General features: G+C 40.5%; 15 protein-coding genes. 13 read left to right on the top strand and 2 right to left on the bottom strand.

What is annotated here, in order from left to right:
* The first annotated feature begins 7 nt into the window (after window positions 1-7).
* Genes ACTJJQ_RS04695 through moaD form a run of 5 tightly spaced genes read left to right on the top strand, consistent with a single transcriptional unit; the run spans window position 8 to window position 3,527 of the window.
* A complete protein-coding gene (locus ACTJJQ_RS04695; RefSeq protein WP_284565063.1) occupies window positions 8-1,024 on the top strand; it encodes a MoeB/ThiF family adenylyltransferase in 1,017 nt (338 codons plus the stop codon).
* 9 nt (window positions 1,025-1,033) lie between these two features.
* Window positions 1,034-2,308, top strand: a complete 1,275-nt coding sequence (locus tag ACTJJQ_RS04690; protein ID WP_284565064.1) for a molybdopterin molybdotransferase MoeA — start codon at window positions 1,034-1,036, stop codon at window positions 2,306-2,308.
* Window positions 2,290-2,817 (top strand): molybdopterin-guanine dinucleotide biosynthesis protein B, encoded by a 528-nt coding sequence (gene mobB, locus ACTJJQ_RS04685; protein WP_007498638.1) that lies wholly within the window; start codon window positions 2,290-2,292, stop codon window positions 2,815-2,817. The genes ACTJJQ_RS04690 and mobB overlap by 19 nt, the downstream gene beginning before the upstream one ends.
* A complete protein-coding gene (locus tag ACTJJQ_RS04680; RefSeq protein ID WP_041092418.1) occupies window positions 2,810-3,301 on the top strand; it encodes a molybdenum cofactor biosynthesis protein MoaE in 492 nt (163 codons plus the stop codon). The genes mobB and ACTJJQ_RS04680 overlap by 8 nt, the downstream gene beginning before the upstream one ends.
* Window positions 3,294-3,527, top strand: coding sequence for a molybdopterin converting factor subunit 1 (gene moaD, locus ACTJJQ_RS04675; RefSeq protein WP_008345159.1), 234 nt, complete (start codon window positions 3,294-3,296; stop codon window positions 3,525-3,527). The genes ACTJJQ_RS04680 and moaD overlap by 8 nt, the downstream gene beginning before the upstream one ends.
* 47 nt (window positions 3,528-3,574) lie before the next feature.
* Here the strand turns inward: moaD and ACTJJQ_RS04670 are convergent, their stop codons facing one another.
* Entirely contained in the window at window positions 3,575-3,952 is a 378-nt protein-coding gene (locus ACTJJQ_RS04670) for a Rok-like winged helix domain-containing protein (protein WP_008345156.1), read from the bottom strand.
* Between the two features lie 518 nt (window positions 3,953-4,470).
* Here ACTJJQ_RS04670 and ACTJJQ_RS04665 point away from each other — a divergent pair.
* The 8 genes from ACTJJQ_RS04665 to lepB all read left to right on the top strand — a co-directional run bounded on the left by ACTJJQ_RS04665 (window position 4,471) and on the right by lepB (window position 12,784).
* The gene (locus ACTJJQ_RS04665) at window positions 4,471-5,091 is read left to right on the top strand and encodes a YIP1 family protein (protein WP_242731943.1); all 621 of its coding nucleotides are present in this window, start codon (window positions 4,471-4,473) and stop codon (window positions 5,089-5,091) included.
* Window positions 5,092-5,111: 20 nt separating this feature from the next.
* A complete protein-coding gene (locus ACTJJQ_RS04660) occupies window positions 5,112-6,218 on the top strand; it encodes an efflux RND transporter periplasmic adaptor subunit (protein ID WP_440599989.1) in 1,107 nt (368 codons plus the stop codon).
* A complete protein-coding gene (locus ACTJJQ_RS04655) occupies window positions 6,215-6,916 on the top strand; it encodes an ABC transporter ATP-binding protein (RefSeq protein WP_019743800.1) in 702 nt (233 codons plus the stop codon). Before ACTJJQ_RS04660 ends, ACTJJQ_RS04655 begins: the two co-directional genes overlap by 4 nt.
* Window positions 6,903-8,096, top strand: a complete 1,194-nt coding sequence (locus ACTJJQ_RS04650; protein WP_041092427.1) for an ABC transporter permease — start codon at window positions 6,903-6,905, stop codon at window positions 8,094-8,096. The genes ACTJJQ_RS04655 and ACTJJQ_RS04650 overlap by 14 nt, the downstream gene beginning before the upstream one ends.
* Window positions 8,097-8,431: 335 nt before the next feature.
* Window positions 8,432-9,187 carry a DeoR/GlpR family DNA-binding transcription regulator gene (locus ACTJJQ_RS04645; RefSeq protein ID WP_138278468.1) on the top strand — a complete coding sequence of 252 codons (756 nt, stop codon included), beginning with the start codon at window positions 8,432-8,434 and terminating at the stop codon, window positions 9,185-9,187.
* On the top strand, window positions 9,184-10,095 hold the full coding sequence (pfkB, locus tag ACTJJQ_RS04640; protein ID WP_017359406.1) for a 1-phosphofructokinase: 912 nt from the start codon (window positions 9,184-9,186) through the stop codon (window positions 10,093-10,095). The genes ACTJJQ_RS04645 and pfkB overlap by 4 nt, the downstream gene beginning before the upstream one ends.
* Before the next feature lie 13 nt (window positions 10,096-10,108).
* Window positions 10,109-12,001, top strand: coding sequence for a PTS fructose transporter subunit IIABC (locus tag ACTJJQ_RS04635; RefSeq protein WP_008345139.1), 1,893 nt, complete (start codon window positions 10,109-10,111; stop codon window positions 11,999-12,001).
* 210 nt (window positions 12,002-12,211) lie between these two features.
* Entirely contained in the window at window positions 12,212-12,784 is a 573-nt protein-coding gene (lepB, locus tag ACTJJQ_RS04630) for a signal peptidase I (protein WP_034647709.1), read from the top strand.
* Window positions 12,785-12,847: 63 nt separating this feature from the next.
* On the opposite strand, the gene ACTJJQ_RS04625 is transcribed toward lepB, so the two are convergent.
* Window positions 12,848-13,123, bottom strand: coding sequence for a hypothetical protein (locus tag ACTJJQ_RS04625; RefSeq protein WP_024719551.1), 276 nt, complete (start codon window positions 13,121-13,123; stop codon window positions 12,848-12,850).
* Window positions 13,124-13,257 lie beyond the last annotated feature (134 nt).

The following is a 13,257-nucleotide window of genomic DNA, read 5'->3' as shown; positions in this document are numbered from 1 at the left end:
AACAATATTGAACGAGCGATATTCAAGGCAAATCTTGTTCCCTCCGGTAGGTGAAAAAGGGCAGTCTGAGCTTGCCGAAAGTCATGTCCTGATTGTTGGAGCTGGTGCACTTGGAACAGCGTCTGCTGAAGGGCTTGTCCGTTCAGGAATTGGTACTTTGACGATTGTAGATCGTGATTATGTGGAATTCTCAAATTTACAGCGGCAGCAGCTGTACACTGAACACGATGCAAAGATGCATGTGCCAAAAGCGGCAGCAGCTAAAAAACGTCTCCAAGAGATCAACCATGAAGTGACCATACACGCTCTTATTGAAGATGCAGGAGTAGAGCTGTTAAGACCTTTATTCCGAAAAGCAAATATCGTCATTGATGCGACTGATAATTTTGAGACAAGAATGGTGATGAATGACTTATCATTAGAAACAAATACGCCTTGGATTTACGGTGCCTGTGTGAGCAGTCAGGGAATGTATATGACCATTTTGCCAGGCAAAACACCTTGCTTATCATGTGTATTTACCTCAGTGCCTGTTGGGGGTTTGACATGTGATACAGCTGGTATTATTTCTCCGGCTGTCCAAATGGTGTCGGCTTATCAGCAAACAGAGGCATTAAAATATTTAACAGGGCATGAAGAGCAAATGGAGCGAAAGTTTGTCACGTTTGATTTGTGGCAGTCGTCTTCGTTTAAAATGGATGTATCTCGTACGAAGCAGGAGAGCTGTCCATCTTGCGGCATAAATAGAACGTATCCATATTTAGATGAACAGCGAAAAAAAACAGCGATTCTTTGCGGGCGTGACACCATTCAGATCATATCGAAGGATTTAGAAAACCTTTCATTTCAGCATGTAAAAGAGCGTCTGTCCTCTATTTGTGAGGTGGAAGTGAACGATTTTTTAATTCATATACGCTATGAAAGACACCGTATCGTTTGTTTTAAAGGAGGACGTGTATTAATCCATGGGACAAATGATGAAAGAGTAGCCAATTCATTACTAGCAAGACTGCTAGGCATATAGGAGTGAGAAGTGATGGAAAGACGACAGCCAATTCCAGTAGAAGAGGCAGTAAAGAAAGTCCACCAATTTCAAAAACATGGACAAGTCGAATGGGTTCCTTTAAAGAACAGCCTTGGAAGATGGATTGCAGAGGATATTTTAGCAGATCACGATGTTCCTGCCTTTGATCGTTCTCCGTATGATGGTTTTGCACTTCGAGCAGAAGATACAAAGGAAGCATCGAGCGAGCATCCGATTGAATTTGAGGTCATTGATCATATAGGGGCAGGTATTGTTTCTGCAAAAACGATCGGTCCTTTTCAAGCGATTCGCATCATGACAGGAGCGAAGATTCCAAAAGGAGCAAATGTTGTGATCATGCTCGAATTGACGAAAACGTTTGAAAAAGATGGTAAATCAATGATGTCACTTAAAAGACCTCTGAAAAAGGGTAACAATATTTCTCGGCAAGGAGAAGAGACCCTCAAAGGGAACGTCATGATCAAAAAAGGCTCAAAAGTTACCCCAGGCGTGACGGCGATATTGGCAACGTTCGGATATGCGGTTGTGCCAGTCGTCAAAAAACCGGTGATCGGTATCATCTCAACAGGTACCGAGCTCCTACAAGTAAGTGATGCCATGGTGGACGGTAAAATTAGAAATAGTAACCTAAGTATGGTGTACGCTCAGGTTCTTGAAGCTGGAGGAGAACCGCTTGATTTAGGCGGTGTATCCGATGATTTTGATCAAAGCTATGAAGCCGTAAAAGCAGCCTTAAGCAAAGTTGATATGCTCATCACAACAGGTGGTGTATCGGTAGGTGATTTTGACTTTTTACCTGCTATTTATGAAAAACTAGGTGCAGAGGTGTTGTTTAATAAAGTGGCGATGAGACCTGGAAGTGTGACGACCGTTGCTGCGTTGCCAAATGGTCAATTGCTTTATGGACTGTCAGGAAATCCGGCTGCCTGTTTTGTTGGCTTTGAACTATTTGTCAAACCGATCATTTATAAATGGTGTTTGAAAGAAAATCCATTTCCCGTTTTTGCTGAGGCGAAGCTGACACATGATTTTCCAAAAGCCAATCCATTCACACGATTTGTTAGAGCATCACTTGATTTCGCTGGCAGCCAGCTGAGTGTGACGCCAACAGGTCTTGATAAATCTAGTGCGGTGACATCTATTGCTCATGCTGATTGTTTCATTGTTTTGCCCGGAGGAACAAGAGGGTTTAGTGCAGGTGACCAGGTCAGCGTTCTGCTATTTCACCACGAAGGCGGTGCTCCATGTTGGATGACAAATTAAACATTCTACAAGTCGTGGGCTATCAAAATAGTGGTAAAACGACGCTGATCGAAAAATTATGTCAGCTGGCGGATGAAGAAGAAATGCAGCTAGGCTGCTTCAAACATCACGGACATGGTGGAAAGCCAGACCGTCTGTTCAAACAAAAAGATACGGATCGATATGTTCAAGCGGGTGCATTTGCCGCAGGTGTGGAGGGAGAAGGTGAATGTCACTTTTTCATACGGCACATGACATTCACACAACTAATCAACATGTGTCAGCATCTTCCTTTAGATGCCGTCTTGATCGAAGGATACAAACAAGCGCCTTACCGCAAAATCCTGTGTGTCAAAGACGAACAGGAACTCATTGATCTTTCGACACTTTCTCATATACAAGCAGCCATTTATTTCGATAAAGAAATACAGTTCACCGAGAAATACCCGTTTCCTGTGTTTTCAGCATTTGACAAGCGCGGGATCACATTTGCTTTTAATTTATTGAAGGGGGAAGCCTCGTATGAATGAACTTTTTAACATCACAAAAGAGCCAATTGATGTGAATGAATTGATTCAGCATGTCACAAGACGCAAAGCGGGAGCCATTACGACATTCATAGGCACGGTAAGAGAATGGACAAATGGCAAAAAAACGCTGCGTTTAACATATGAAGCATACATACCAATGGCGGAAAATATGTTGAGTCAAATTGGACAAGAAATTAAAAAACGCTGGCCTGATACAGAAGCTGCCATTGTGCATCGTATTGGCACTCTTGAGATATGTGACATTGCAGTGGCAATAGCTGTTTCATCACCTCATCGGAAAGCTGCATACGAAGCCAATGAATATGCGATTGAACGAATAAAGGAAATAGTTCCTATTTGGAAAAAGGAATACTGGGAAGATGGAGAGGCTTGGATAGGTGATCAGCTTGAAACCGTTTCATACCCGGAAGGAAAACCTAGTACTCTCCAACTTAACGAGAAAGAAGGGAAGCGGCATGATTAGCGTATTATTGTTCGCCGGCCTTGCTGAGAAGGCCGGTAAACAACAAATCATCATTCAAAAAGATCAAACAACGGTTGATGAGATTAAAATAGAATTACAGGAGGTATATGGAGTTGATACTGCACAAAACGTGATGGTTGCAGTCAACGAAATATATACGAGGGGAAATGCTGAAGTGCGTAGCGGGGACACTGTTGCACTCATTCCTCCTGTAAGTGGTGGATAATAGATATTAGAGGATTTGGTTATGGCCAGCGGCTGTAACCAATTTTTTTATGTGTGAAAAGATTGTAGAGGTACTTGGGTATGATCTTCGTAAATAAAACATCCCCGGCGTGCTTTAGAAATGTGAGGATCGAGCTGTTGAATGAGATCATACAATTCGCTGATTCGTCTCACATTGAAATCTGTTTGAGCTTGAAGCTGTTCTTTTAGTTCTTTTGTGCTCACGATGCTTCCCTTTTTTTCTTTAATAATATCTACACACCTTGCTGCGTAGTATATTTTGTCATTAGAAGGTCTGCTCTCTTTCATATCAAGTAATTTGAGCTCATGATAAATCAGTTCTCTTTCCTTTCTAAAGTATTGCCATGCTTCTTGTTCCTTTTCATAAAGTAAAATCAATTGCATTTTCAATTTTTCTCTTAACATTCACTTGACTCCATTTCCACTATCATTTAACCTACCTCTATTTTACATTATATGAAAAAATAACATTTGATCAAGTAAAATCCTTTTATTTTTATTTTTTTAATATGAAAGTATTGATACTAAAGGCTCATCTGTTCTATAAAAGGCGCTAAACATAGTCCTATAAAGCCGGGATTCATTGAAATTACTAGGAATATTTTAACAAAAAATTGTTGTGTCTAACTGAGACCATCTGAATCCAAAGGAAAAGGATATTTATTCCGAAAGACATGTTGTTTACTTCATAAACTGTTTTTCAGTCAGTAAAATCATAATTTTTTCATATGAATATGGTCGGATCAAGGTATCATTTGAAGGATGTCGTTCATGAAAATAGAATAATAGATTCAATCCTATCACTATGAAAATAAGAAAATCAAATGATCTATCACTTATTGGCAATCTTTTGATAAAATAGAAACAACAAGAGTATGAAAAAACGATTCCATACTTACAGCACATGGAGAGGATGACATTTGATGAAAGAAACAACGCAAAAACCCACAATAATAGGCGTAAGCACAAGACCATCAGAGTATTTAAAAAGAGTGTGGGAGCAGCCATTCGTTTGGTGGCCTTTATCATGTGTGCTTGTATTAACAGTTGTTGTCACTTATTTGTCTCAGCTAGTGAATGAAGGATTGTGGGCAGATTTAATTTTACCAATCCCTTTCGTTTATGTGATCACGCTCATTGGTCTGGTCATTGGGATTGTCATTAATACTGCCGTATACAAGTTCATCGTCTTTTTAGCAAAAGGTGATGCAACGTTTCAGCAGCTATTTTCAGGTGTACTTTATATCACACCTATTACGATCATTGGTACGATTATTTCTCATTTGGCGATCATTTTTTTTCATGTGCCAAAAGATATCACGGTTACCTCATTAAACGCATTCATTCGAATGTCTGGTCCATGGCATGCCGTGTTAGCCAATATCGATCTTTTTGTGATCTGGAATCTTGTTTTAACAGGCTTTTTATTGATCAAAGTCGGCCGCATTTCGCCAAGAATATCTTGGATTATTGTGAGTGTCTTTTATGTATTATCTTTAATTTTTCAATATGTAGGAACCACAATCACCATCAACATGCAGTAAGCTGGGGGTAGAATGTTTTTATGAGAAAGAAAATCATTATCGGATCCATTATCATTATTGTGATTGGTCTATTCATTGGATTTAATATTGCAAAAAACCAATCAAAGCCTGCCTCTACGGCATCATTTAAAACAGTCCAACTTGCATCAAAAGAAATAACTTCTACGGTGATGACGCCTGGAACACTTTCATTCTCGGAGGAGCAATTCATTTATACAGAAGAAGAGAAGGGAAGCCTGAATCATATCGCTGTGAAAGAAGGAGAAAAGGTGAAAGTTGGAACACCGCTCCTTACATATGAAAATAAGGAACTGGAGCTTGAAGAACAGCAGCAAGCACTTGCGGCTGAATCAAGTACACTAAAGCTTGAACAATTACAAAATAGACTCAATTCATTAGATGAAAATCAGGGAAAAAAGGTGGGCGCTGATTCGAAAAACGAGCGAGATCAGCTTGAACTCGAACTCAAAGCTGCTGAATTAGAGCAAAAACAAGCGGAGCTTAACCAAGAAAAAGTAAAGGCACAAATAGAAGATTTGACGATACATAGCAAAATTGAAGGAACAGTCATCTCCATCGAGCAAGATGCTGGCGCAGGGAAGCTAGAAGAGAGACAGCCGGTAATCCATATTGGCAATGAGAAAAAAATGATTGTACGAGGCTTAATCAGTGAGTATGATGCTATGAAAGTCAAAAAGAAACAAAAAGTAAAGGTAACGTCTGATGTCATTCGCGGAAAGAGTTGGCAAGGAGTAGTGAAAAAAGTGGGCGCTGTGCCTGCCCAGTCAACAGCAGAAACAGCTGCTAGTGATCAAACCGTACAATATCCAGTCGAAATTGAAATGAAAGGGAAAAAGCCGGATGCAAAACCAGGCTTTAAAATGATCATGGAAATTGAAACGGACAAGCGTCAAGTGCTCACAATTCCTGAAACAGCCGTGAAAAAAGAGAAAGATGGTTCATACGTTTATGTTGTTGAAAAGAATGCACTGAAGAAAGTAAAAGTGACATTAGGTGAAACGTCAGGTCAAGATCTTGAAGTGACGAAAGGTTTAACAAAAGAAGATCAAATCATTGCAGAGCCATCAGATGATATGTATGACGGAATGGAAGTGAATGCTGAATGATTCAGCTTTCAAACGTGACAAAAAGCTACGAAGTCGCTGAGGAGACATTTGATGTATTAAGTGATGTGAACCTCGTCATTGGTAAAGGCGAGTATATGTCCATTATGGGCCCGTCCGGTTCTGGAAAATCAACGTTAATGAATATCATTGGCTGTTTGGACCACCCGACCTCCGGACAGTACCATTTTCAAGGTATGGAGCTGTCGGCAGCAAAGGATCAAGAACTCGCAGTGATTCGAAATCGATCCATTGGTTTTGTTTTTCAACAATTTTATTTACTGCCTAGATTAAATGCGAGGCGAAATGTTGAACTTCCGATGATTTACGCTGGTATCAGTCAAAAGGAAAGAAAAGAACGTGCGGAAATGGCACTTGAAAAGGTTGGTTTGGCAGATCGAATGAAGCATATGCCAAACGAGTTGTCAGGGGGGCAAAAACAAAGAGTAGCCATCGCACGTGCGATTGTCAATGAGCCGGAGCTCATCTTGGCAGATGAACCAACAGGCGCTCTTGATTCAAAAACGAGCGGCTCGATTATGGAACAGTTTACAAAGCTCAATGAGGAAGGAACAACGGTTGTGCTCGTTACTCATGAAGAAGAAATAGCTGCGTATACAAACCGGATAGTCGTTGTAAGAGATGGACGCCTCGTTCAAGATAGATTGATACAAGGAGACGCAATGAATGAAACTCTTTGAAAATATCAAAATAGCGCTGAATTCTGTCCTAGCTCATAAATTGCGGTCTATTTTAACGATGCTTGGCATTATTATTGGGGTTGGATCAGTGATTGCAGTCGTTGCCATCGGTCAAGGCGGAGAGCAAATGCTGAAAGAATCAATTTCAGGGCCAAACAATACCATTGATATGACCTATACACCCTCTGATGAGGAGTTAAATGCGAATCCTAATGCGTTATTTGAAGCCACATTTACTGAAGAAGACATTCAAAGTGTTCAAGCATTGAATGGGGTTAAACAGGTTGCCTCCTCCACTGCACAAGGCATGCAATTAAGATTCCAAGATACAACAATAGATGCAACGGTCAATGGGATTAATGAAGGCTACACGAATGTACATTCTTTACATATAGCAGAAGGACAGGACTTACGTGAAATCGATTTTAGGAGCGGAAGAAGGGCAGCTGTTATTTCAGAAGGGATACAAAAAGAATTGTTTAATGGAGAGAAGGCAGTAGGCGAGTTGATTTGGATGAATGGACAGCCGGTTGAGGTGATCGGAGTTTTAGCAAAACAGGAAGGGCTGTTTTCATTTGATATGAATGAAATATATGTCCCTTTTGCAATGCTGACAACTGCATTTGGTGTGAAAGAATATGATAAGTTGTCTATTCAAGTCGCACATGCTGATCAAATGAAAGAAGTGGGAAAGAGTGCGGCTGCACGCTTAAATGAAAATCACCATACAGACGATGCTTACGAAATGATCAATCTGGAAGAGATTGCAGCAGGCATTGGTCAAATTACGTCTGTCATGACAACAATCATTGGCTCAATTGCTGGAATCTCATTACTTGTTGGCGGCATTGGTGTCATGAATATTATGCTCGTATCTGTCACAGAAAGAACAAGAGAAATCGGAATTCGAAAGGCACTTGGGGCAACTAGGGCTCAAATACTCGTTCAGTTTTTAATTGAGTCTGTCGTCCTTACACTGATCGGTGGGTTACTTGGAATTGCGCTTGGCTTCGGAGGTGCTTCACTTGTGTCACTGTTTGCAGGGTGGCCTTCTCTTGTATCGTGGCAAATCGTATGTGGAGGCGTCCTATTTAGTATGCTCATTGGTATTATTTTTGGACTGATTCCTGCCAATAAAGCAGCGAGGCTCGATCCGATTGAATCACTTAGATATGAATAATCCTAAAGTTAACTTTCAAAGTGCTGACAAGAAGGTAGAACGAGATATATTGCCTGCTGCTCCACACCTGAAGCTTTTATGCAAAACGCATAAAGGCTTTTTTTCGTTCAATTGAATGAAATGAAAAATGATAGAAATGCTAATATCATGACTTTCTTCTCAATGTCACATATTTTTCAGTTTACAAATGGTACATATAAAGGTAAGATGACCATTGTGAAAGATTTTGATAGTTATTGAATGTATTTGATTGTTTTGTATTGATAATGTTGAAAAAAGCGATTACAATAAAGGTGCGCGCAAAATGAATACGTTTTCAAAAGGGGGTGTTTTCAATGCTCACACCAGAAAGACATCAACTCATTATCGACTATTTAGAAGAAAACGATGTCATCAAAATACAGGACTTAACGATTATGACGGATGCGTCTGAATCTACAATTAGAAGAGATTTATCAGCCCTCGAAGAAAAAGGCTTTCTTAAAAGAGTTCACGGAGGAGCTGCTAAAATATCTAGTATTCGTCTTGAACCAGATGTGTTTGAGAAATCTGCCAAAAACCTTCATGAAAAGTCATTGATTGCAGAGGCAGCTGCATCACTTTTAAAACAAGGCGATTGTATTTACTTAGATGCTGGTACGACAACACAGCAAATGATTGACTTTATCGATCCAGATCAAGATATCGTGGTGGTGACAAATGGTGTCATGCACATTGAAGCACTCATGAGAAAAGGCATTTCTTTTTACCTGATAGGCGGATCAGTGAAACATCGAACAGGAGCCATGGTGGGAGCCGCAGCTTTGACAGCTATGGAAAATTACCGTTTTGACAAAAGCTTTGTTGGGACGAACGGCATTCATCCCGAGGCAGGGTTTACAACACCTGATCCAGAAGAAGCACTCATTAAAAAAAGAGCCATGAAGCAGGCGAAAAAAACCTACATCTTAACAGATGCCTCAAAGTTTGGCGAAATATCGTTTTCAGCCTTTGCTAGTTTACAGGAAGCCACCATTATCACAAACGACGCAAAAGAGGATTCATTCGATAATTACCATGAAAAAACGGTTATAAAGGTAGTGAAAACATGATTTATACAGTTACTTTAAACCCATCAGTTGATTACATCGTACACGTGGAGGATTTTGCGGTCGGCGGTTTAAATCGTTCAACCTATGACAAAAAATATCCAGGTGGTAAAGGAATCAATGTCTCAAGGCTTTTAAAACGGCACGGTGTTGAATCAAAAGCACTTGGATTCATTGGCGGTTTTACAGGCAAATATATTCAAGACTTTTTACAAAACGAACAATTACAAACAGCCTTTCATGAGGTGTCAGAAGATACACGTATCAATGTGAAACTAAAAACAGGCGAAGAAACAGAAATCAACGGGCTCGGTCCAAGTATTACTGAAGCACAGTTCGATTCGTTTTTATCCCAATTCACTTCATTAACAGAAGGCGATGTCGTTGTATTAGCGGGTAGCATTCCTTCTTCACTGCCTCATAACACATATGAGCGCATTGCTGAGGTATGTGCGAAGCAAGGGGTAAGAGTAGTACTTGATATTTCTGGAGAAGCCTTAAAAAAAGCAGCAGATCTGAAACCATTCTTAATGAAACCAAACCATCATGAGTTAGGTGAAATGTTTGAAACCAGTATTTCATCTGCAGAAGAAGCCATTCCTTATGGGAAAAAGCTGTTGGAACAAGGTGCTGAACATGTCATTGTATCTATGGCTGGAGACGGCGCTCTCTTATTCAGTAAGGAAGGGATCTTTCAATCTAATGTTCCAAAAGGCAAGCTGATCAACTCAGTTGGTGCAGGGGATTCAGTCGTTGCAGGATTCTTAGCTGGCGTTTCTAAAGGCCTTTCCATAGAAGAATCATTTAAGCTTGGCGTCACATCAGGAAGTGCTACAGCATTTTCTGAGGAACTTGGAACAAAAGAGCTTGTCGATACATTATTGCCACAAGTAAAAGTCACACGCATTTAAAGGAGGAGTCATCATGAAAATTACAGAACTACTCACGAAGCATACGATTAAGCTTCAATTAGACAGCCAGCAAAAAGAAGCCGTTATTGAAGAACTGGTCACTGTATTAGATACAGCTGGTAAATTAAATGATAAAGAAGGCTACAAAGCAGCTGTTGTTAATCGTGAAAAACAAAGCTCTACGGGAATTGGAGAAGGAATTGCGATTCCTCATGCGAAAACAGCAAGTGTGAAAGAACCTGCCATTGCATTTGGTCGTTCAACAGCTGGTGTAGATTATGAATCATTAGACGGACAGCCAAGTCATCTTGTCTTTATGATTGCAGCAACTGAAGGCGCAAACAACACGCATTTAGAAGCACTTTCTCGTTTATCCACACTTCTCATGCGTGAAGAGATCCGAAAGCAGCTTCTTGAAGCGGCTACTGAAGATGAAATCATTGAAATTATCAATACACATGATAAAGACGATGAAGAAGAAGAGGAAGTCAAAGAGGAACCGGCTGCACCGGGAAAACCTGCTAAAATTTTAGCGGTGACAGCTTGTCCAACAGGCATCGCGCATACATTTATGGCCGCAGATGCTTTGAAAGAAAAAGCAAAAGAAATGGGCGTTGACATTAAAGTTGAGACAAACGGCTCTAGTGGAATTAAACATGCCCTGACAGCAAAAGAAATTGAAGAAGCGCCAGCTATTATTGTGGCAGCTGATAAACAAGTGGAAATGGAACGCTTTAAAGGCAAACATGTCATTGAAGTACCTGTGACAGCTGGAATTCGCCGTCCGCAAGAATTGATCGAAAAAGCCATCAATCAAGATGCGCCGATTTATAAAGGTTCAGGCGGCAGTTCTTCAAAAGATGAAAATGAATCGTCAGGTAAGGGAAGAAGTGGATTCTATAAGCACTTAATGAGCGGTGTAAGCAACATGCTTCCGTTTGTTGTTGGGGGCGGTATCCTCGTTGCGATTTCATTCTTCTGGGGAATTAACTCAGCTGACCCTAAAGATCCTTCTTTCAATTCATTTGCAGCTGTATTAAAAGGAATTGGTGGAGATAATGCACTTGCCTTAATCGTTGCTGTATTAGCTGGATTTATCGCAATGAGTATTGCAGATCGTCCAGGTTTCGCACCAGGTATGGTTGGCGGATTCATGGCCTCAGCAGCAGGTGCTGGATTCTTAGGCGGATTGATTGCTGGTTTCCTTGCTGGTTACATCGTGGTGCTGCTCAAAAAAGTATTCACTTTTGTACCACAGTCGCTCGATGGTATTAAACCAGTTCTGCTCTATCCATTGTTCGGTATTTTCTTTACAGGGATTATCATGCATTACATCGTCAACACACCTGTTAAAATGGTCATGGACGGATTAACACACTGGCTTGAATCACTTGGTACTGGAAACCTTGTATTAATGGGGATTATTTTAGCTGGTATGATGGCCATTGATATGGGTGGTCCGATTAACAAAGCGGCCTACACATTTGGTCTTGCGATGATTGCTGCTGGCAACTATGCACCGCATGCTGCGATTATGGCAGGTGGAATGGTGCCGCCTCTAGGAATTGCCCTAGCGACAACGATCTTTAGAAACAAATTCTCTAAACGTGACCGTGAAGCAGGTATTACATGTTACTTCATGGGAGCTGCGTTCATTACGGAAGGGGCGATCCCGTTTGCAGCGGCAGATCCTCTGCGCGTTATTCCTTCAGCTGTGATTGGTGCAGCAGTTGCAGGTGGATTAACAGAATTCTTTAGAGTGACGCTTCCTGCACCGCACGGCGGACTATTCGTTTTCTGGGTAACAAACCATCCAGTTCTTTACATCATCAGCATCTTAATCGGTGCCATTGTTACAGCGCTACTTCTCGGAATTCTAAAAAAACCAGTCCGACAAGAAGCTTAATTTGAAAAGAAGCATCGTGAAGAGCGGTGCTTCTTTTTGTTTAATCATCAGCAAATTAGGAAAAAATATCTAATTGAATGGTTGTCTTGTGAATTTTTAAATAACATGTGATAAAGTAAAGTTATTCAATTCGCGTTTCAAGTCTTTTAGCAGAAAGTCTTAGGAGGAAGCAGTATTTTGAACGAAGAAAACAAACAAAACGAAAATGACATTCAATCTGATGGGAAACAAGCCAAAAAAGAGAAGAAAAGTTCTCTGTTTGAATGGATCAAAGCCATTTTAATTGCACTTGCCCTCGTCCTCATCATCCGTACGTTTATTTTTGAGCCGTATGTGGTGGAAGGAGAGTCAATGGAACCAACCCTTCATGATGGAGAAAAGCTGTTTGTTAACAAAACCATCAACTATCTCGGTGGAGTCAAACGTGGTGACATCGTGATTATTAATGGAAAAGACGGTCAGAAAATTCATTATGTCAAACGATTGATCGGCCTTCCAGGCGACACGATTGAAATGAAGGATGATACGCTTTACATTAATGGTAAAAAAGTAGATGAGCCTTATTTAAAAGAGAACAAGGCGCATGCCAAAGAGTATGAGGTCCATTTAACAGGAGATTTTGGTCCAGTGAAAGTACCGAAAAACGATTACTTTGTTATGGGTGACAACAGACTGAATTCTATGGACAGTCGAAATGGACTCGGACTCATTGAAAAGGATCGGATTGTCGGCACATCAGAATTTGTTTTCTTCCCATTTGGCGATATTCGACAAACACAATAAATACACCTTTCTCAATGCGTAAGAAAGGTGCTTAAATGGACGACCCTTCATGTAGGGTCGTTTTTAATTTGGTGTGAGCATCGTGACAATGATGACAATGGCCAAAACAGAAGCGAAAACGGACCCAGTAATCGCCACAACAGAACGGAATAATCCAATTTTCACATTGTCTTTTCCGCGCTTTTGTAAAAACCGTTTTGAAAAGATATGGACCAGTGTGTAAATGAGGACAAGCCCAATATAAAGGCCAAAGTCTCTTGCATTAAAGCCAGTCGCCGATAAATAAATGCCCATAAAGAAAATCAATAAACAGTATTCCATGAGTGTGAGTAATCTCAAATCGCCCGAACTCCTTCAACAAAAACATTCCCACTTATTATACCATATTGGACAAAAAGCCTTTGTTCTTAGCGAGAGACGTTTCTATCAATCGTTATTCATGTTATACTTCATATTGATGAATGAGTGATGGA

It is taken from the genome of Bacillus sp. 22483, assembly GCF_052044605.1.
In the GTDB taxonomy this organism is placed as follows: Bacteria; Bacillota; Bacilli; order Bacillales; family Bacillaceae; genus Bacillus; species Bacillus altitudinis.
This window is presented reverse-complemented; position numbering and strand designations above follow the sequence as displayed.